Origin of the sequence: Microcoleus sp. EPA2, from assembly GCA_020882975.1 — a bacterium.
In the GTDB taxonomy this organism is placed as follows: domain Bacteria; phylum Cyanobacteriota; class Cyanobacteriia; order Cyanobacteriales; family Microcoleaceae; genus Microcoleus.
In genome coordinates, this window is record JAHRFD010000012.1 from 15,974 (window position 1) to 35,755 (window position 19,782).

At 45.7% G+C, this 19,782-nt stretch carries 10 protein-coding genes and 1 tRNA gene; 7 read left to right on the forward strand and 4 right to left on the reverse strand.

Going from position 1 to position 19,782, the window contains the following annotated elements; all coding sequences use genetic code 11:
* Positions 1-14 precede the first annotated feature (14 nt).
* A complete protein-coding gene (locus tag AAFP14_RS12860; protein WP_341732646.1) occupies positions 15-662 on the reverse strand; it encodes a Uma2 family endonuclease in 648 nt (215 codons plus the stop codon).
* A gap of 91 nt (positions 663-753) precedes the next feature.
* Between AAFP14_RS12860 and AAFP14_RS12865 the strand changes: the two genes are divergently transcribed.
* From AAFP14_RS12865 to dpdE, 5 genes are all read left to right on the forward strand, one after another.
* Entirely contained in the window at positions 754-1,188 is a 435-nt protein-coding gene (locus AAFP14_RS12865; protein ID WP_341732647.1) for a hypothetical protein, read from the forward strand.
* Between the two features lie 78 nt (positions 1,189-1,266).
* Complete coding sequence (locus AAFP14_RS12870) at positions 1,267-1,713, forward strand: SRPBCC family protein (RefSeq protein ID WP_340550798.1); 447 nt, start codon at positions 1,267-1,269, stop codon at positions 1,711-1,713.
* 158 nt (positions 1,714-1,871) lie between these two features.
* Complete coding sequence (locus AAFP14_RS12875; protein WP_341732648.1) at positions 1,872-3,878, forward strand: serine/threonine-protein kinase; 2,007 nt, start codon at positions 1,872-1,874, stop codon at positions 3,876-3,878.
* Between the two features lie 62 nt (positions 3,879-3,940).
* A tRNA-Val gene (locus tag AAFP14_RS12880) sits at positions 3,941-4,014 on the forward strand.
* Positions 4,015-4,194: 180 nt separating this feature from the next.
* On the forward strand, positions 4,195-7,530 hold the full coding sequence (gene dpdE / locus AAFP14_RS12885) for a protein DpdE (RefSeq protein WP_341732649.1): 3,336 nt from the start codon (positions 4,195-4,197) through the stop codon (positions 7,528-7,530).
* Between the two features lie 246 nt (positions 7,531-7,776).
* Here dpdE and AAFP14_RS12890 read toward each other — a convergent pair whose 3' ends face one another.
* From AAFP14_RS12890 to gatB, 3 genes are all read right to left on the reverse strand, one after another.
* Positions 7,777-8,958 carry a pentapeptide repeat-containing protein gene (locus tag AAFP14_RS12890; protein ID WP_341732650.1) on the reverse strand — a complete coding sequence of 394 codons (1,182 nt, stop codon included), beginning with the start codon at positions 8,956-8,958 and terminating at the stop codon, positions 7,777-7,779.
* 286 nt (positions 8,959-9,244) lie between these two features.
* The gene (locus tag AAFP14_RS12895) at positions 9,245-10,411 is read right to left on the reverse strand and encodes a pentapeptide repeat-containing protein (RefSeq protein WP_341732651.1); all 1,167 of its coding nucleotides are present in this window, start codon (positions 10,409-10,411) and stop codon (positions 9,245-9,247) included.
* A 351-nt stretch (positions 10,412-10,762) separates the two neighbouring features.
* Complete coding sequence (gene gatB / locus AAFP14_RS12900) at positions 10,763-12,247, reverse strand: Asp-tRNA(Asn)/Glu-tRNA(Gln) amidotransferase subunit GatB (RefSeq protein WP_341732652.1); 1,485 nt, start codon at positions 12,245-12,247, stop codon at positions 10,763-10,765.
* Between the two features lie 805 nt (positions 12,248-13,052).
* On the opposite strand from gatB, the gene AAFP14_RS12905 reads away from it, so the two are divergent.
* Complete coding sequence (locus AAFP14_RS12905; RefSeq protein WP_341732653.1) at positions 13,053-16,298, forward strand: PAS domain S-box protein; 3,246 nt, start codon at positions 13,053-13,055, stop codon at positions 16,296-16,298.
* A 186-nt stretch (positions 16,299-16,484) separates the two neighbouring features.
* Positions 16,485-19,706 carry an EAL domain-containing protein gene (locus AAFP14_RS12910; protein ID WP_341732654.1) on the forward strand — a complete coding sequence of 1,074 codons (3,222 nt, stop codon included), beginning with the start codon at positions 16,485-16,487 and terminating at the stop codon, positions 19,704-19,706.
* Positions 19,707-19,782: the final 76 nt, after the last annotated feature.

Below are 19,782 nucleotides of genomic sequence, written 5' to 3' on the forward strand. Positions count from 1 at the left end.
CTACTAGCTCAATATTATTCTTGAATTTCACTTATTTGCTCGTTTACTTCCTCTTCAACTTCAAAACTAATCCGTTCGTAAATTTCGCTCAGTGGGATTTGAAAATCTACAGATTCTAGGGTTAATCCAGATTCCGCTGAATCATATTCTGTTAATACCCATTTGCCATTAGAGTTTTTAGCAAATTGCTCAATATGATAACTATATTGGTCTATTAAAATGTATTCTCGCAATTCCGGGATTGAGCGATAGGCGACAAATTTGCCACCGCGATCGTAGTCCTTGGTTGAATTGGATAAAACCTCGACGATTACCAGAGGATTTGTGACAATTGTTTTGTTACTTCCTTGATATATTGGTTCTCCTTGAATCACCATGATATCGGGATAGACGTAGCGACGAGTTAGGGGTATCCACAGGCGCACATCATTGATAAATGTCTCGTAATCTTGACCATTCACAGTCAAGGGAAATTTCCGGCAAAAATTCAGTGCGATTTTATTGTGGTTGGTTGTTCCGCCTGTCATTGGTATGATTTCTCCATCATGATATTCACTTTTGTCGATCGCACTTTCTTCTAATGCGAGATATTCCTCTGGGGTGTAGTGGCGTTTTTCTGTTTGGGGTTTCTTTTCGATCGCTGGTTTTTCTTGGGTTTGCATAGTCGTTCCCTTCTGCTGTGAAGTGATTTTATGATAACAGCGATCGTGTGGGGCCTCAGAAACCGGGTTTCTCACCACAATCTCGGTGAGGATGCGAAAATTATCGCAGAAACCCGGTTTCTTGGATTTGGGGGTGATGTGTGGGGCCTCAGAAACCGGGTTTCTCACCACAATCTCGGTGAGGATGCGAAAATTATCGCAGAAACCCGGTTTCTTGGATTTGGGGGTGACTGTGGGAATGGTTGTCAGTTCCTGTGACAGTTTTGTATCTCAGGAAGCTTTGTTGGATATTGCTGTCAATTTTGCGATCGCCAAATACGAAAAAGCTTCTTGTGAAGAAGTGGCCCAAATGCAGCCTCAGTCTAAGTCCACACCAGATTCAACAACTGATGGGGGGAAACAAGCTGCTCTGCAAGCAAAAGCGATCGAACTCTTGCAGAACAATCCTGAAGTCCGTCAGAAATTTATCGATCGCGTCGCCGGACCCATTGCAAATAAGATGTTTGAATGTAACTTAATTCCCTAGGTTTATATTAAAATCTTAGTAGGGCCTAGAGAAATGTTGGTAACGAACAGCTATCTAAAATTTAACATCTAAAATCCCATGACTAATTGGTTAGAACATAGCGTACAAGTAGAAGTAGCAATTCCCATCGAATTAGCGTGGAAACTTTGGTCAGACTTAGAGCAAATGCCGCGCTGGATGAAGTGGATAGAATCAGTTCGCATTCTCGAAGACAACCCGGAATTGTCTAGGTGGAAACTCGCTACTGGTGGCTTAGAATTTAGTTGGCTGTCTCGGATTTTAAAATTAGTCCCCAATCAGATTATGCAGTGGGAATCAGTAGACGGTTTGCCCAATCGAGGTGCTGTGCGGTTTTACGATCGCAAAAACAGCAGCATTGTCAAACTAACCGTAGCCTATGGCATTCCCGGATGGTTGGCAAAATTGATGGACAATTCCTTTGTGGGGCGGGTAGTTGAATCGACACTTCAGGCAGATTTGGAAAGGTTTAAAGAGTATGCCCTGAAAGTTAAGGCAACATCCTAAATTCTGATGACTAAAGTCCTCATTACAAACCAAGATTCCCTTGGTAGTAAGGACTTTAGTCCGTCTGAAAGTTAGTTTTTTAACGATCGCGCGAGGCTCCATCTCCCATAGGTTTTCGTATGATAGAGATATCCTGCTGATTCATTCCTCGCTTGGTTATGAGTTACTGCCTCAATCCTGCTTGTCAAAATCCCCAAAATGCCGATCGCACCCAATTTTGTCTCAATTGTGGCAGCAAACTCTTGCTCAGAGAGCGTTACCGGGCAATAAAACCCCTGGGGCGAGGGGGTTTTGGCCGCACTTTTTTAGCCATAGATGAAGACAAACCCTCCAAACCTCGCTGCGCCATCAAACAATTTTTCCCCTTAGCCCAAGGTACTAGCAGCGCCCAGAAAGCAGCAGAATTATTCAACCGAGAAGCCGTGCGCCTAGACGAATTGGGAAAACACCCACAAATTCCCGAATTACTGGCCCACTTTCAGCAGGAAAACTATCAATATTTGGTGCAAGAATTTATCGAAGGTCAGAATTTACAGCAAGAGTTGGCGCGACACGGGGCCTTTAGCGAAAATCAAATTCTCAGTTTGCTGAAGGATTTATTGCCAGTATTGGAGTTTGTCCACTCGCGCAGTGTCATTCACCGAGATATTAAACCACCAAATATTATCCGTCGCCGCCCGGTTCAACCTTCCATTATTTATACTTACCCAACCCTAACGGGGGAATTAGTTTTAGTTGATTTTGGTGCGGCCAAAGTTGTCGAGGGTTCGAGAGAAACTGGTACTGTCATCGGTTCTCCCGAATTTGTCGCGCCGGAACAAATTCGAGGTCAAGCGGTTTTTGCCAGCGATTTGTACAGTTTGGGAGTAACTTGCATTTATTTGATGACTCAAGTATCGCCTTTTGATTTGTTCGATCTCAATCAAGATGTTTGGGTTTGGCGAGACTTTGTGAAGGTGCCTATCGATCCGAAATTGGGTCGCATCCTGGACAAAATGATCGAACCGAGTCTGAGTCGGCGCTACAAATCTGTGGCCCAGGTACTCCCAGATTTGCTACCGCAGCCGTCGGCGGGGACGGGCACGGCGACACCGCCCCAGTCAGCCCCCGCCATTCCCGTGCAGCAGAGGATGCCTGTGTTGCAAAATACACTGCCGCCAACGGTTGCAGGCACGATTTTACCTGTGCCATCAATGCAGCGGGTTGTACCGGCACAGGCCCCCACTTGGCGGTGTGTTCATACTCTGGTAGGTCACTCGAATGCTGTCACGTCGGTAGCTTTTAGTCCTGATGGTCAAACTTTGGCTAGTGGTAGCGAGGACAAGACGATTGAGATGTGGAAGTTGGATACCCTCAAGCGCTGGTATACTCTCACTGGCCATTCTGACTGGGTGACTGCTGTGGCTTTTAGTCCTGATGGGGCGACTTTGGCTAGCAGTGGCCGGGACAAAATGATTCACATTTGGGATTTGAATAAGGGTAAGTGGTGGTACGCTTTGGCTGGTCATTCTGACAGGGTTGCTGCTGTGGCGTTTAGCCCCAATGGTCAGGTTTTGGCTAGTGGGAGTCGGGACAAGACTTTGCGGTTGTGGAATTTGAATAAGGGAAGGCGGATGTCGGCTTTGATTGGTCACGCTGAGGGGGTGGAAGCGGTGGCTTTTAGTGCGGATGGGGAGTTTTTGGTTAGCGGGAGTCGGGACAAGACTTTGCGGTTGTGGGATTGGCAAACTGGTCGATCGATTTGTACTTTAGCAGAGCACGGGGATTGGGTGCGATCGACTGTTTTTGCTGGGAACTTCCCTCACCCCAACCACACCAGGGGAGGGCTAGGAAAGGGATTGATTTTGGTGAGTGGGAGTCGGGATGGTACGGCGAAGTTGTGGCGGGTGGATACCCAGGAGGGTCGTGGCAGCTTGTTGCGGAGTTTCAGGGATAATTCTGGGGATGTTTTGTGTGTGGCCTTGAGCCCGGATGGTCGGGTTTTGGCTAGTGGGAGTCGGGATGGTACGGTTTATTTGTGGGATGCCCAGGCGGGGGGTTTGTTGGAAATTTTGTCGGGCCACGGGGGGGAGGTTTTGTCTGTGGCGTTTAGTGCTGATGGGGGTAGTTTGGCTAGTGGTGGGGGCGATCGCACTGTGAAAATTTGGGGCAAAATTGGCGATTAGAAAAAACTTAATTTTTATGCTTGACATTCTACGGATAGTTCTGCTACATTAGGAATTCGTGAGGACGCATAGCTCAGTTGGTTAGAGCACTACGTTGACATCGTAGGGGTCACTGGTTCGAGTCCAGTTGTGTCCATGAATTTGATTCCCATACCACATTAGCCTTTCATTTATCCCTAGGATGTCAAGGTAGTGCTACTATGCGGTTTGTATCCGTTTTCTAAACTTAGCATCCTGGTTTTCTGTGAGTCCGCATCGGCGGACTTTGGTTGTTTAGAAGCGATGTTCATCGCCGAATTTGAAAGGGTTTTCAACTATGATTGATATTGGTTCCTTGGTCCGATCGCCTAAAAACGATTTGGGAGTCGGAAAAGTGGTCGAATTATCCCGCACCGAAGCCCTAATTGAATATTTTTGCTCAGTTAAAAACCGCCTTAGCAAAACAGTACCCCTAGGCTTGCTCCAAGAAGCCAGACTTCAGCGCCAAACTCGATGCTACCTCTGGAGCACCACCTTGGAGCGCTGGATCATTGGTCGGATTTATGACTGGGATGAAGATAGAATGCTCTACGACATCGACCTCCCTGATAGTCAAAGCATACAAGCTGTCGAAACAGATATTTATGTTCGCTGCAATATCCCGATCGCCGATCCGATCGACATTTTAGCCGTCAAAGGTCAAGAAACTCCCTATTTTCACGATCGCCGACTCGCCTTCGTTCAATCTACCATCACCCAGCGCGCCGTCAGCCGCGGTATGACAGGTTTAATTTCTGCCAACATAGACCTCTATCCTCACCAAGTTGAAGTCGTGCGGCGCGTCCTAGAAGACCCCATTGGACGCTATTTATTAGCAGACGAAGTAGGATTGGGAAAAACCGTAGAAGCTGGGACAATTCTCCGCCAATTTCTCCTAGATGAACCCAATGGGCGCGCTGTGGTGATGGTTCCCAAATACCTAACTCAGCAGTGGCGCGATGAGTTAGAAAATAAGTTCTATTTGTCTCATTTTGCCGATCGAGTCCAGCTAGTTTCTCTTAGCGAAATTAATCAAGTTAGTCGCAATGCTAATCTAGATTTTCTGATTGTAGATGAAGCCCATGAGCTGGCGGCCATGGCTTATTCCGGCGATCGCACTCAGAAGCAGTGCTTTGAAATTTGCCAAACCCTAGCTCACAAAAGCAAAAATTTATTGTTATTATCTGCGATACCAGTTTTGGGACACGAGCAAGAGTTTCTCACAATGTTACACTTGCTAGACCCCACAACTTACCGTCTTGATGATTTGGCAAATTTCAAAGAACAGGTGCAAAATCGCCAGGAAATCGGGCGCGCCTTGCTGGATTTTCGAGCAGAAACCAACCCTGGGGTTTTGCAAACAAAACTCGCTCAACTCCGCACTTTTTTTGCTCAAGATGATTATTTAATCGGATTAGCCAATGAATTAGAAAGTTGTTGGAAAACTGAAGCAACCACAGAATGCGATCGCCTTGTCAGAAGTATTCGCACCCACGTTAGCGATACCTATCGTCTGTACCGCCGAATGCTTCGGAATCGCCGAGACGCAGTGGAAGATGTGATTTTCGATCGAGATACTCTCCCCAAAGTTGAGTACGATCTCAATGACGAACAGTGGTCGGAAATTCATAGTATCCTGGAAAAATGGCGGACTCTCGCTCCTAATAAGACCACCTATCAAAAAATATTTCTGCTGTTTTTCCGCACTTCCGGTACCTGGTTGAATGTTTTGGAACGGGTTGTGAAAGCTCGTTTACAAAAGAAATCGACGGCGGAACTCGATCGCGAATTTGGGCAAAAGTACATGGGGATTGTGACTCAAACCGCCATGTTTTCAGGAGAAAGCGCCATCTTAGAATCTTTGCTCAATGCCCTGGAAAAGCCCCAGGAAGGAACCGACAGACTGAGTTTGTTGAGAATTGTCATTATCCGATTTCTAGGCGTTGCTTTAAAGATTCCACCGGAGTATCACAGCAAACCTCGCGATTTGTTGTCCAGAATTCAACAGCAAATTAAAAGACCGCTTCCCGGTGATAAATTCCCCAAAATAGTCATCTTTACCAGTTTTAATGAAACTTGTAAAGCCATTGCGGAAAATTTAGCGAAGATTTTGGGTAAAAATGCGATCGCCACCCATGAGACTAGCAAATCAGCCGCGGATGTTGAAGCGAATTTGAAACGGTTTAAGACTGAGCCAAATTGCTTTATCCTAGTCTGCGATCGTTCAGCGGAAACAGGCATAAATCTGCAATTTGTGGATTGGTTAATTCACTTCGATTTACCGTGGCTTCCCAATCAGTTAGAACAAAGATTAAGTAGAGTCGATCGCATTGGTAGCAAAATGGGAGTGCAGTTTTGTTTGTTTGCAGGCCCAGATTTGCCAGAAAGTCCCCACGAAGCTTGGTTTCAAGTTTTAAAAGATGGGTTTGATATCTTCCACAAATCTATTGCTAGTCTTCAGTTTTATGTCAATGAAAAAATGCCAAAACTTGAAGAAAAATTGCTGACAGAAGGAGCAAAAGGCCTAGCTAGCGAAATTGAATTAATCCAAACTGAAATCGTCGCCGCCAAAGTCAAAATTGACGAACAACAGGTTTTGGATGAAATTGACCTGTTTGAGGAAAGTGCATCTGAGTATTTTCAATCCCTCGATGATTGCGATGCTAAACATAAAGAAATGCAGCGGGCGACGGAAGGCTGGCTCTGTCAAGCTCTGAATTTCAAACAGGTTGAACATCCGAGTATATCGGGGTTGGTGCGCTATCAACCTAGTCAAAAAACCTTGATTCCTTCCAATGATTTGAGAACCAGATTAATTCCCTATTGTCAGCAATATGGTAGTTACAATCGCCGCGTTGCTCACCAAAATTCGGATGTCGCTCTTTACCGCATTGGTGAGGGATTGATCGATGCGCTTAGTTCTTATATTCGCTGGGACGATCGGGGTCAAGCTTTTGCATTGTGGCGTCACGATGAAAGTTGGGATGCGGAGGAAGGTAAGGAGTGGTTTGGGTTACAATTTAATTATTCAATCCAGACAGATTTGCAGCCTGCTTCCGAGGTGTTGCAAACTCAAAATATCGAAAATTACAATTTGAAAGCTTTGCAAAGACGGGCTGATGCTCTGTTTCTGCCTGTTTTTGAAACGGTGTTTGTGGATGCTCGCAGCGAGCCGATGTTGCTGGTGGAAGACGAGGAAATTCTGAATATTTTGCAGCGGCCTTATAAGGGGAAAGGTGGCCCGAATCGAGATTATAATTTGTCAAAAAATCGGACGGCGATGCTCGACAGTTTTGTCGATCCGCTAGAATGGGATGATTTTTGTCAACGGGGAAGGATGAGATCGGAGGAATTGCTGCGTGGGCGATCGGCTTTTGTCGAAATGTGCGAGCGATCGGCTCAGACTGCTGCAATGCAACTAGAAAACCGGGTAAATCAATTGCATTTGCGTTTGCATCGGCTGTCTCCATCCGAACAACTTTTAGAGTCGGTGTTGACCGATGAAATTAGCACAGAAAGTATGTTAAGTCAAGCTGTTTTGGCGGGAATTCGTCAGCCGCGTCTGACTCTGGAATCAGTTGGGTTTATTGTGATTTCTGGGCGTGCTCCTGTTAAGTTAGAAGATGAGGGATAACTGGTTTTAGTGAACTGCGATCGCTCTTGTTTACCGAGAGCGATCCATCGCTAACGATATCTCAAATTATATCAAATCCTCTCTTCATCGTCCTGTATTAAACTCTCTCTTCTCTTCCTTCGCGTCCTTAGCGCCTTCGCGGTTAAATCATTCCGATACAACCGTAATTGATATTACCCATCCTGCAATTACCTCCTATATCAACAGCGGGTAAAAAAACCATGAAATGTCGATAGGTGCGAGGGACTAAACCTCCTGAAAAATTGCTCCCCGCTGTTGTAGATTCACTTTCATCTCCTCGGAAAGTCCTGAATTATTTCCAAATATGGCTGACTCAACCTTCGCACCGCCCAGATTCGCATTGGTTAAGTTTACTTCGACTAGATTTGCATTTTCCAAATTCGCACCGCCCAGATTAGCTAAAGCTAGACTTGCTTTGTACAAATCTGCACCTTTCAAATCGGCATTTCCTAAGAAAGCACCGCTCAAATCTGCACCGCTGAATTTGGCATTTTGGAGGTTGGCATCGCTGAAGTCTGCGTCGCTTAAGTCTGCACCCCGGAAATTGGCGCGATCGAGATTTGCACCACTAAAATCCACTGCATTCAAAGTCGTTCCCCGCAGGTTAGCACCCGCCAAATCCTGTGCTGGATTAAGATTAGCGATTTTTGCTAATGCTGCAAAATCGGCTGTTTCGGCCCCGATAATGCGATCGACCATTTCCTGCAATAGCGCTTCCTCAGTTTGCGGAACAATTTCCACATCGCGCCTTTTCACCCCCGATGAATCCTCACACAATAGCGCCCAACTCAGAGCTGGCTGGAGTTGATTTGTTGCCAAATATAATGTCAGGATTCTTTCTAAAATTGAATGTTGATTTGGGGTAATATCGTGGGGCCACAAACCTTCGGCATCTGTGACATAAATATCTTCTTTGGCTACTTCAAAAACTGCTTCAATCCTAAATTCGGGTGTTGTCACTTCTCCTACTTTAGCACTTTTTAACAAACCTTTCAAGAAGGGTTTTCCCCGTTTAACTTCAAATTTCCAACCGGGTTGGCTCTCATCTTCCATGATTGAAACGTGGCAAGATGTGTAGTCAGTTTCATCTTTTTGGAGCCGATCGCTTACTCCCTCGCCCCGCTGATTTTCCGGCGCTTTTTCTGCTATAGGCAATAGCTTGAAATCACCGACTAATTGACACGATGCCAGGGTAATTTTGGTGTTTGCCAAATTTAATTTTAGCGTACCTGATTGTAGTCCAAATTTGACCCTACCACCGAGCAAAGGTTGCCAATGTTCGTTAAAATTGAGGCTGATGTAAAGGTCTAGGTGCTGAGTTGCTGTTGGAGTCGCCGACACTGGAATTGCTTCTAATTGCATCCACAAGCAATCTGGATATTTGTTATGAGAATCTAGCGATCGCATATCGGGTAGAATTGCTGGCGCTACCAGCTTGTAATTAAAAAAATTTTGACTGTCTAATCTCTAATCTATCACAAGGGAGCATTTTTTTCTAGGTTTAATTTGTAAACTTTGTTGGATTTTCAGGACTTATATCAAATCCGTTGGTATCGTCCTGTATTCATCTCTCTATTCTCTTCCTCTGTGCCCTCTGCGCTCTCTGCGGTTAAATTATTCCGATCCAACCGTAAACGATATTAGGCAAAAACCCGGTTTGTGAGAAAAAAACAATAGACAAATCCAGAAAAATCTACTCAAAAATTCCGCCCCCCTCCATTAACTCAATTTTCAACCCTTCAGAAATACCCAAACAACCAGCAAACTTGGCATTTTTGACCACAATATTTTTCAAATCCGCACGGCTCAAATCAGCGCCCTTCAAATTTGCACCGCTCAAATTAACACCGCTCATATCAGAATTGCGGAAATCAGTACCCTGCAAATTTGCACCAGCTAAATTCGCATGGGGTAAATAAGCACTGCTCAAATTTGCGTTAGTTAAATTGGCATTTTCCAAATTAGCCCGTGGCAACTTTGTCCGCAAGTCAGCACCGCTCAAATCAGCATCATTGAGTTCGCTATCACGCAAATTAGCATTGCATAAAGTAGCATTAATTAACCGAGCACCGCTCAGCAAAGCACCGCTGAGATCTGCTAGGGTAAAATCAACACCGCTGAGGTTGGCATTCCGCAAATTTGCTCCGGCAAAATCAGCATATTGCAAATCAAAATTGCTTAAATCTGCTCCGGCAAAATCTTCCACCGGATTCAAACCAACCATTTCTGCAAGTTGTATAAAATCGTTATTTTGCTGACTTAAAAACATTTGTCGCACGATCGCCAATTGTTGCTGTCGGTAGTAGTTAGCTTGCTCGTAATTTGCTAAATACTTGTAAGCTAGCTTCAAATTCTTGAGGGCGTGGCGTTCAATGCGATCGTCTGCGATCGCGCGGGCGAGTTCCAACTGTTGATGATAGCACTGGAGCGCACCAGACAAATCTCCTTTGGCATCGAAAGCTAAGGCCAAATTACCCAAAGCTTCCTCTTCCCCGCGATTGTCTCCCGTTTCGCGGGCGATCGCCAAACGCTGCTGCTGGTGTTCAATCGCACCGTCAAAGTCCAACTGAGCACAACAAGCATTACCCAAATTCCCCAAAGCATTCGCCTCACCGCGGCGATCGCCAATTTCCCGCGCTAACACCAAATGCTGTTGATAACAGTCGATCGCACGCGCCAAATCTCCCAGGGCTTCATAGGCAACTCCCATATTTCCCAGCGCCGCACCCGATCGACGTTTGTCATCGATTTCCCGATACAGACTCAGCGCCTGTCCCCAAGATTCCAGCGCTGCCTCAAATTCCCGTGCCTGATATTGGGAAATTCCCTGTTTGATTAGCTCATTAGCTTGTGGGGTCATAATTATAAAAATTAGTGAAATTTTTAACTAAAGTCGATATTAGTCCGTAATGGGTCATCAGTAATCGGTAATTAGTCATGGGTAGGCTACTTTCCTGTAGCCGCTTTCCCCCATCCCTGTCGCTGCAAAAAAAAGCCTAAAGAGAAAAATTCCCAAAAAATAGAGAGTCGCCTAAGCGACTCTCCTTGCCATCAGGGTGCATCTACATAACATAATATATCATGTCTGCAATGAGGGGTCAACCCCCTTTCTTGAAAAAATCAAAATATTTATCAGCCCCGGCGGTTACAAACCGCAGCTACATAAACAAAACCCGCCTGCGCGGGTTGAAGAATTATTGGGAACTAATTTTTAGCCGTTGAGCTTGTTGGCTAGCAACTCATTGGTCAATTTGGGATCTGCCCTACCACCAGTCTCCTTCATCACCTTGCCGACAAAAAAGCCCAACAGCTTAGTTTTGCCCGCCCGGTACTGTTCGAGCTCCTTGGGATTGGCAGCCAAAACTGCATCGATCGCAAGTGCGATCGCACCAGTATCGGAAATTTGGATCAAACCCTTGCTCTCAACCAACTGTTGCGGAGAACCGCCCTTGGCTAGCAACTCCGGTAAAATATCCTTAGCGATTTTGCCACTGATCGTGCCAGCCTCAATTAGCTTCAGCAGTTCGGCCAAATTATCGGGTTGGAAAGGAATTTCGCCGATCGCCACTTGTTCGTTTTTGAGATAAGCAGTGATATCGCCCATCACCCAATTGGCAGCTTGCTTAGGCGCAGCACCAGCGGCGATCGCTTGTTCAAAATACTCTGCTACTGCTTTGTCATCAGTCAACACCCGCGCGTCATAGGGAGAAAGACTCAGTTGAGTTTCGTAGCGATGCCGCTTTTCGGCCGGTAATTCTGGCAATTGAGCTTGCCAATCTGCCAACTGAACGCTAGAAACCTCGATCGGAGGCAAATCCGGTTCCGGGAAATAGCGGTAATCGCTTGCCCCTTCCTTCATCCGCATACTAAAAGTACACTGTTTGCCCTCATCCCAAAGTCGCGTTTCTTGGAATATGGTTTCGCCGTTTTCTAAAGCTTGAATTTGGCGCTCGATCTCATAGTCGATCGCCCGTTCGATCGCATTAAAAGAGTTCATATTTTTAATTTCCACTTTCGTGCCGAACTCTTTCCTACCCACCGGGCGCACCGAAATATTCACATCGCAGCGCAGGGAACCTTCCTGCATATTCCCGTCGCCCACACCAATATAGCGGACGATCCGGCGCAATTCTTGACCGTATTCCGCTGCTTCTGCGCCCGATCGCAAATCTGGTTCCGAGACAATTTCGATCAAAGGCACACCAGCGCGGTTGTAATCTACCATAGAATAAGTAGAACCGCTGAGTCGATCGCTGCCGCCGTGCACCAATTTTCCCGCATCTTCCTCCATGTGCAAGCGAGTGATCCCGATTTTTTTGCGAGTCGAATTGCCTGATTCATCAACCAATTCAATTTCGAGCCAACCCTTAGTGGCGATCGGCAAATCAAACTGAGAAATTTGATAATTTTTCGGCAAATCCGGGTAAAAGTATTGCTTGCGATCGAACTTACTGTAAGGTGCGATTTCACAGTGCAGAGCCAGTCCTGCTTTCACCGCATACTCCAGCACTTTCTCATTTAAGACAGGCAACACTCCGGGCATTCCCATACAAATTGGGTCAATATTAGTGTTGGGAACACCACCAAATTCTGTGGAAGAACTCGAAAAAATTTTAGTCTTCGTACTCAATTGGCAGTGAGTTTCCAAACCAATAACGGCTTCGTACTCAGTTTTAACTTTTGCAGCAACAGTCATAAAAAAGTTCGGTAAGTGAGAAAAAGTGCGAGTTGTTAGAGCGAGGGACGGAAAGGACGCGGGTGGTTTTAACCACAGTCAATCTTTTTTTTTTCTATTACCATCTGGGGATTGTTTAGCGTGAGGTACTTTTTCGATCGACTTTCAAGCTTGACAATTACCATCTCAAGCTGCACAATCCTGTACGCATAATAGTTTGCTGCTAGACAAATCCAAGACTTGTCTCGACATTTGCTTCTTACTTCAACGGGAGCATGGGAGCGGTTATCCCTTGGTAAGCTTTCACGATGAGAGCCAACCGCGATCGATTAATTGCTCTTTCCATCCCCCCACGGGGTAATGCGCACCATAGCTTAATTCAGTTTAAACTTTATTTTAGCTTTTGATTAACCAAAGCGATGCACCAGAGCTCAAGTACAACTCGCGCCCACAACTTTTCGATCGCCCCCAGCTCCCTCACCACCTTTTGTAAAGATATGTTAAGATTTTTCAGACTCAGCCAGTGGTAAGGCATTGCTAGGGGAAGTTCAGCCTCGCAAACCGCAATTGCCGACCACTAGGCAAGTGTATCTTGTAGCCAGTGCCAGCTTAAGGGGTTCAATTAATGATTAAAAATGTAAAATTTAAGAGTAATACCAATTTTAAAAAAGAATGCAACAGTAGTCTTGTCCCTCCCCTTTATAAGGGGCGGGTTAGGGGGGTCAAAGATTGTTGCACGATTTTAGAGAAATGGTATTAGTTGAAATATATTCTTTAAATCATTAATTGATTACCACAAAGTAACACTTTTCTAAACATCAAAAATATGCCTGAAATTCCAGTCGGAAGTGCCACACTGTTTCCCAACAGCATCACTGAGCTAGAGCAGGCGGAATCAGCCCTAGAAATAGCTTGGGAAGAACTAGAAGCAGAAACAGCAAAAACTATCGATCTAATAGGGCAAATCAGTCCAGAACATTCACAGAGAATAGGCGAGCGACTTGCCACAGTCAAGCAACTGCGGCAACAGTTAAAAACCCAAAGAAAACAAGCCACCTCGCGACTAGAGTTTCACCTGGACAACTCACAGATGGCAGTTTTAGAATGGGATTGCCAATTTCGGATAGTTCAGTGGTCAGCCGGGGCAGAACGCATATTTGGCTGGAAAACCGCAGAAGTAATCGGCAAAAACTTTGAGGAATTATCAATAGTCTATGAAGCGGATTTAGAGCTAGTCAACTTAGTCACAAATAACCTCTTAGAGGGGCGCGAACCTCGCAATATTTGCCACAACCGCAACTACACTAAAGATGGAGCGGTAATTCACTGTGAATGGAATAATTCAGCACAGACAGATGCAGAAGGAAAAGTAGTTTCGATTATCTCCTTTGCCCTAGATGTCACTGAACGTCACCGCACTCAAGAAGAACTGCGTAGGCGGGAAGAAGCTTTCAGCGCGATCGCCGAAAATGCCACCGATACCATCGCGCGGTTCGATCGAGAATTGCGCCACCTTTACGTCAACAAAGAAGTCCAACGGGCCACCGGAAAACCACCTTCAGAATTTATCGGCAAAAGTAACCAAGAATTAGGAATGTCCCCCCAACTTTGCAATCTGTGGGACCAAGCTTGTCTGAAAGTTTTCCGCACCGGTCAACCAGAAACCATAGAATTTGACTTTCCTACTCCCGCAGGCAAAAAATATTATCAATGTCGAGTAATTCCAGAATTTACTCAAAATAATAGCGTAGAAACAGTCCTAGGCATCGCCCGCGACATCACAGATCTCAAACAAATAGAAGCCCAGTTGCGACAAAGTGAAGCTAAATTTAGGAACATTGTTGATTCTAACATGATAGGCATCTTCTTTTGGGATATACATGGTGAAGTTATAGACGCAAATGATGCTTTTTTAAACATGATTGGATACCCGCGAGAAGACCTGGAAAGCCGAAAATTGAGCTGGCAAAAAATTACACCACCAGAATATCGCAGCCAAGATGAAGCAAAACTAGCAGAACTAGAAGCCACCAGCAAAGCTAGTCCCTTTGAAAAAGAATACATCCGAGGAGACGGCAGCCGCGTTCATGTCCTGCTGGGGGCTGCATTTTCCGAAGGTTCTCAGGAGCTTGGTGTCAGTTTTGTGCTGGACTTAACTCAGCGAAAACAGGCAGAAAATGAACTCCAAAAACATCAAGAACTTTTGGAAAGTATCCTAAAAACTATTCCCAATTTTCTTTATATTTATGATGTATTAGAAAACAAAAACATTTATGCAAATGAAGCTGCACTCTCTATATTAGGCTACTCTTCTGAAGAATTACAAAGCATGGGAAATGCAGCCCTTTCAACCTTAATTCATCCTGACGATATGTCAAAATTAATCGCTGGTATGCAGCGGCTAGCAAATAGCCCAAACATTCACGAAACAGATGATATAGACTACAGAATTCAACATAAAAATGGGGAATGGCGTTGGGTACACGATCGCTCTACAATTTTCAAAAGAACCCCAGACGGACAAATTAAACAAGTTATCGGCTCTGTACTCGATATCAGCGATCGCAAACAAGCCGAAGAATCCTTAAAACAACAAAAAGAACTGCTGCAAACTATCTTCGACAACGTACCAGTCATGCTCGCATTCTTGGGCGACAGTGGGGAAATAGAGTGGGTAAACCGATACTGGGAACAAGTGCTCGGCTGGAGTTGTGAAGCAATGAAAGGCCGCGATATCTTTGCCGAATTTTATCCCCAGCCAGAATACCGCCAATACGTTTTGGATGAGATCCAAGCAGCCAATAAGAAATGGACCGACTTTAAAACTAGAGTGAGAGATGGGCGAATTATTGACACTTCATGGGCAAATATTCGTCTTTCTGACGGGAGATGTATCGGCATTGGTCAAGATATCACCGAACGCAAACGAGCGGAAGCCGAACTCCAAAAACTTAACGAAACTTTAGAAGCTCAAGTCGCCCAGCGTACCGCTGAACTAGAGACTTTCTTTGATGCTTTGCCCGATCGCATTTTTGTTGTAGAGCGCGAAAATATGCGTCAGCCCTTTGTTAACCAATCTCTGGCAAAAATGGCGGGTTTCCAAAATAGAAAAGAGATGCAAGGAAAAACTGTTTTTGAATGTTTTCCACCAGAGCTATCCGCAAAATTTTATCAAGAAAATATGCAAGTTTTTGAATCTGGTGAAACTCTACATTTGCAGGAAGAATTTAATTTTGAAGGGAGAACTCATTACTATGATACGTTTAAAATTCCCCTCAAAAATCAAAGAGGCGAAATTTATGCTTTAATTGGGACTTCTCGCGAGATAACTGAGTTAGTTGAAACCAAAAAAGCTTTATCAGAACGTACAGATCAATTAGAATTTGCCAATCAAGAACTAGAATCTTTCTCTTACTCTGTTTCCCACGACTTGCGCGCTCCTTTGCGACACATTTCAGGTTTTGTCAACGCCTTGAAACAGCGACTACAATCAATGGAGGTTCTGGGCGATCGTAAAATAGTTCATTATCTGCAAGTAATTGATGACAGTAGCCAAAAAATGAGTCTGTTGATTGACGGTTTGCTAGCACTTTCGCGGGTGGGGCGCACCGAGTTAATCCAAATTCCGATCGACGTCACCGAGTTAGTACAAACTGCGATTAAATTGGCTCAACCCCGAACAGTCACAGATGTTACCCAAACTCCCCAAACCGTTGAATTTGAAATCGGAGATTTACCTATGGTGACGGGAGATCCTACCTTACTCCAACAGGTGTTCAGCAACTTGATTAGCAATGCAGTCAAGTTTAGTCGCGGACGCAATCCAGCTACAATAGTTATTGATGCTTTACCAGATGGAACAATTTTTGTCAAGGATAATGGTGTCGGTTTTGAGATGGAATATGCCGATCAACTGTTTGCAGCCTTTGGGAGATTGCACTCCCAGAGAGAATTTGAAGGCACCGGCATCGGTTTAGCGATCGCCTGGCGGATTATTCATCGCCACGGCGGTACAATTTGGGCCGAAAGCACACTCGATGGAGGAGCAACATTTTACTTTAAACTCAATTAAACAGTCTCAACCTTTTTTCCTGTCTAGGACGAGCTTATTTCATTTGTAAACAAGATTTTTTAAAGCCGTACCACAGGATGCAAAGCAAAAGCACAGAGAACATAAAGAGAAGTTCACAAATCATTTAAGATTGCTATATACTATTACATATTTCATAAAAATTTACTAAATAAATCCCCAAAAGCTATGTTAAACTTATTGATTGTCGAAGACATGGCAGAAGATATAGAATTAGTGGTAATCGCCTTAGAAACAGGAGGAATCAAATTTACATTTGACACAGCTCAAACGGCAAAAAAATGTAGAGAACTGCTCGAAAATGGCAAAAAATATGATGCTGTATTGTCCGATTACAGGCTGCCAGGTTTCAACGGTTTAGACTTGTTGAAAATGATGCAGGAATTAGATCGGAATATCCCTTTTATTTTAGTCACAGGAAGCTTGGGAGAAGAGGCCGCAGTTGAGTGCATCAAATCAGGCATGACCGATTACTTATTAAAAAGCAGATTATTTAGACTACCAACAATATTAGAAAGATCGCTCCAAGAATATCAAATGCGCGCCCAGCGACAAGAAGCGATCGCCAAAATTCAACGACAAGCTCAGAAAGAAGCGATCGTCAACCGCATTGTCCAAGCCATGCGCGAAACCCTAGTGCTAGACGAAGTGCTACAAACCACCGCAGATCAGCTCCATGAAGCTTTTGAAACTAGCGGCTGCGGGATTTTGCAGCCAGATGCTGACGGGGGTATCATAGTTCGCTACATGAGCAAATCAGCACACAAACAACAGATCCTGGGGCTAAATTGCGACTTTGCCGAACACTACCGCTCCTCCCTCGCAGCAGGAGAAACCCTAGCCCTCGACGACTTATCCAACCTCGGTCCGTCTCTGCAAGCATCAGCAGAGATTGTAGGGTTTCAGGCAGTGACGATCGCACCACTGCTCTACCAGCAGTCATTTTTGGGAGGAATTTGCCTCTACCAGTGCGATCGCACCCGCTCTTGGAGTGCAGAAGAAGTATCCCTAGTCAAAGCAATAGCAGATCAGTGCGCGATCGCGATCCACCAAGCCGAACTCTATCAGCAAGCCCAAACCGAACTAGCAGAACGCAAGCGCGCCGAAGCAGCAGTCCTTGGCATCCAGCAGCAGCTAGCAGCAATGGCAGCCAACATCCCCGGCTCCGTTTACCGCATCATCATTCATCCCGACGGTAGGATTTCCCTGCCTTACATCAGTCCGGGGGTGCGGGAAGTGACAGGCATCGAGCTATCCGAGGTGATGGCGCGTCCCGAAATCTTGATGGAAATCATTCATCCAGAAGACAAAAACTCCTTTGACCAAAGCGTAGCAGCATCCAGTGCCAGTCTAGAGCCGTGCGATCGCCAATACCGGATCATTTTGAAAACCGGCGAGGTGAAGTGGGTGCAAGACAACGCCCGGTTTTCCAAAAACGAAAACGGCGACATCATTATCGACGGAGTAGCCCTAGACATCAGCGGACGCAAAAAGGCAGAAGAAGCACTGCGTCAAAGCGAACAGCGGTTTCGCTCGCTGATCGAAAACGCTACAGACATCACAATCATTCTCGACGGTGAAGGCACATTTCGCTACGTCAGCCCCTCCGTCAAGCGAATTTTAGGATACTTACCCCAAAAGACGATCGGGCGGAGCGTTTTTGATACCGTTCATCCCGAAGACGGAGCCCTGATTACCGAAACACTCAACAAAGTAATTCAAAACCCCAAGACAAGTCACTCCCCTCTCGAGTACCGAGTCCGCCACCGCAACGGCTCATGGTGTTTTTTAGAAGCAGTAGCCACCAACTTGCTACACGATGGGGCTGTCCAAGGAATAGTAGTCAACTGTCACGACATCACCAAGCGCAAACTCGCCGAAGAACAACTACTCCACGACGCCTTTCATGACGGGCTGACTGGACTGCCTAACCGAGCCCTATTTATCGATCGACTCGAACACGATCTCAGACTCGCCCAAAGACGCAAAGAATACTTATTTGCAGTGCTGTTTCTCGATTTAGATAGATTTAAAGTAGTCAACGATTCCCTCGGCCACGCCATCGGCGACCAACTGCTAATCGCCAGCGCGCGACGTTTAGAAACCTGTTTGCGGGTGGGAGATACAGTGGCTCGCCTCGGAGGCGACGAATTTGCCATCCTGCTAGAAGATATCGACGGCATCAATGAAGCCAATAATATTGCCCATCGCCTCCAACAGAGAATCAGTGCTCCCTTGGTTCTAGACGGACACGAAGTATTCATCACCGCCAGCATCGGTATCGCCCTGAGTTCCGTTGAATACATCGAATCGACAAATCTGCTGCGCGACGCCGACACCGCCATGTACCGGGCAAAAGGACTAGGCAGAGCCCGCCACGAAGTATTCAACAGTTCCATGCACGCCCACGCTTTGCGGCTATTGCAGCTAGAAAACGACCTGCGACGCGCCGCCGAATCGATTCGAGACCGCCCCAGAGAAGAAGATGAGGGACAACAGCAACTTGGGGAATACAGAACCTCAGAAGACTCCACCCAATCCCTTCTCTGCCTCAAATGCCCCAAACCTTCCTTACCTCCCTTGTCCCCAGCGCCCCAGTTTATTATTCACTACCAGCCCATAGTCTCGATCGCCACCAACACCATTAGCTGTTTTGAAGCCTTAGTGCGGTGGCAGCACCCAGAAAGAGGATTAGTTTCCCCAGCCGAATTCATCCCAGTCGCCGAAGAAACCGGACTGATCGTACCCCTGGGCCGCTGGGTGCTGCGTACAGCTTGCCAGCAAATCCGCCAGTGGCAGCAGCTATTTCCCAGCAACCCCCCCTTGAGTGTCAGCGTCAACCTTTCAGTCAAACAGTTTTCTCAGCCAGACTTAATTGAATACATCGACCAAGTGCTAGAAGAAAGTGACCTAGAAGGCAGCAGTTTAAAACTAGAAATTACAGAAAGCGTACTCATAGAAAACTCCGAATCAGTTACCGCCATGCTGGTGGAACTCAGAGCCCGCAACATACACCTTTGCATCGACGATTTCGGCACCGGTTATTCATCCCTGTCCTATCTGCACCGCTTTCCGACCAATACTTTAAAAATAGACCGTTCTTTTGTCAGCAGAATGGGAGTCAAATTTGATATCAGCAAAGGAGAGATTGACCCCACAGAAATTGTGCGATCGATCGTTACTTTATCGCACAATTTAGGCATGGACGTAGTAGCCGAGGGAGTCGAAGAAGCCACACAGCTTGACCTGCTCAAAGGGTTAAAATGCGAGTACGCCCAGGGATACTTTTTCTCAAAACCTCTAGACTCTCAAACAGCAGCAACCCTCATCCGACAGCAACAAGAAAAGCAAAATTTGCTCGCATTAAGCGAACTCGTAAACGGCAATTAAAAAAAACACGGCACTTTATGGCTCCCATTTACCAAATAAATGGGTCTGAAGCCCCATAAAATCTTAAGATATTGTA

Bases quoted from the DNA above. Each gene is read 5' to 3' on its own strand.
- AAFP14_RS12870 (WP_340550798.1), top strand. From the start codon at position 1,267: ATGACTAATTGGTTAGAACATAGCGTACAAGTAGAAGTAGCAATTCCC.
- AAFP14_RS12875 (WP_341732648.1), top strand. From the start codon at position 1,872: ATGAGTTACTGCCTCAATCCTGCTTGTCAAAATCCCCAAAATGCCGAT.
- AAFP14_RS12860 (WP_341732646.1), bottom strand. From the start codon at position 662: ATGCAAACCCAAGAAAAACCAGCGATCGAAAAGAAACCCCAAACAGAA.
- AAFP14_RS12910 (WP_341732654.1), top strand. From the start codon at position 16,485: ATGTTAAACTTATTGATTGTCGAAGACATGGCAGAAGATATAGAATTA.
- gatB (WP_341732652.1), bottom strand. From the start codon at position 12,247: ATGACTGTTGCTGCAAAAGTTAAAACTGAGTACGAAGCCGTTATTGGT.
- AAFP14_RS12890 (WP_341732650.1), bottom strand. From the start codon at position 8,958: ATGCGATCGCTAGATTCTCATAACAAATATCCAGATTGCTTGTGGATG.
- dpdE (WP_341732649.1), top strand. From the start codon at position 4,195: ATGATTGATATTGGTTCCTTGGTCCGATCGCCTAAAAACGATTTGGGA.
- AAFP14_RS12865 (WP_341732647.1), top strand. From the start codon at position 754: ATGCGAAAATTATCGCAGAAACCCGGTTTCTTGGATTTGGGGGTGATG.
- AAFP14_RS12895 (WP_341732651.1), bottom strand. From the start codon at position 10,411: ATGACCCCACAAGCTAATGAGCTAATCAAACAGGGAATTTCCCAATAT.
- AAFP14_RS12905 (WP_341732653.1), top strand. From the start codon at position 13,053: ATGCCTGAAATTCCAGTCGGAAGTGCCACACTGTTTCCCAACAGCATC.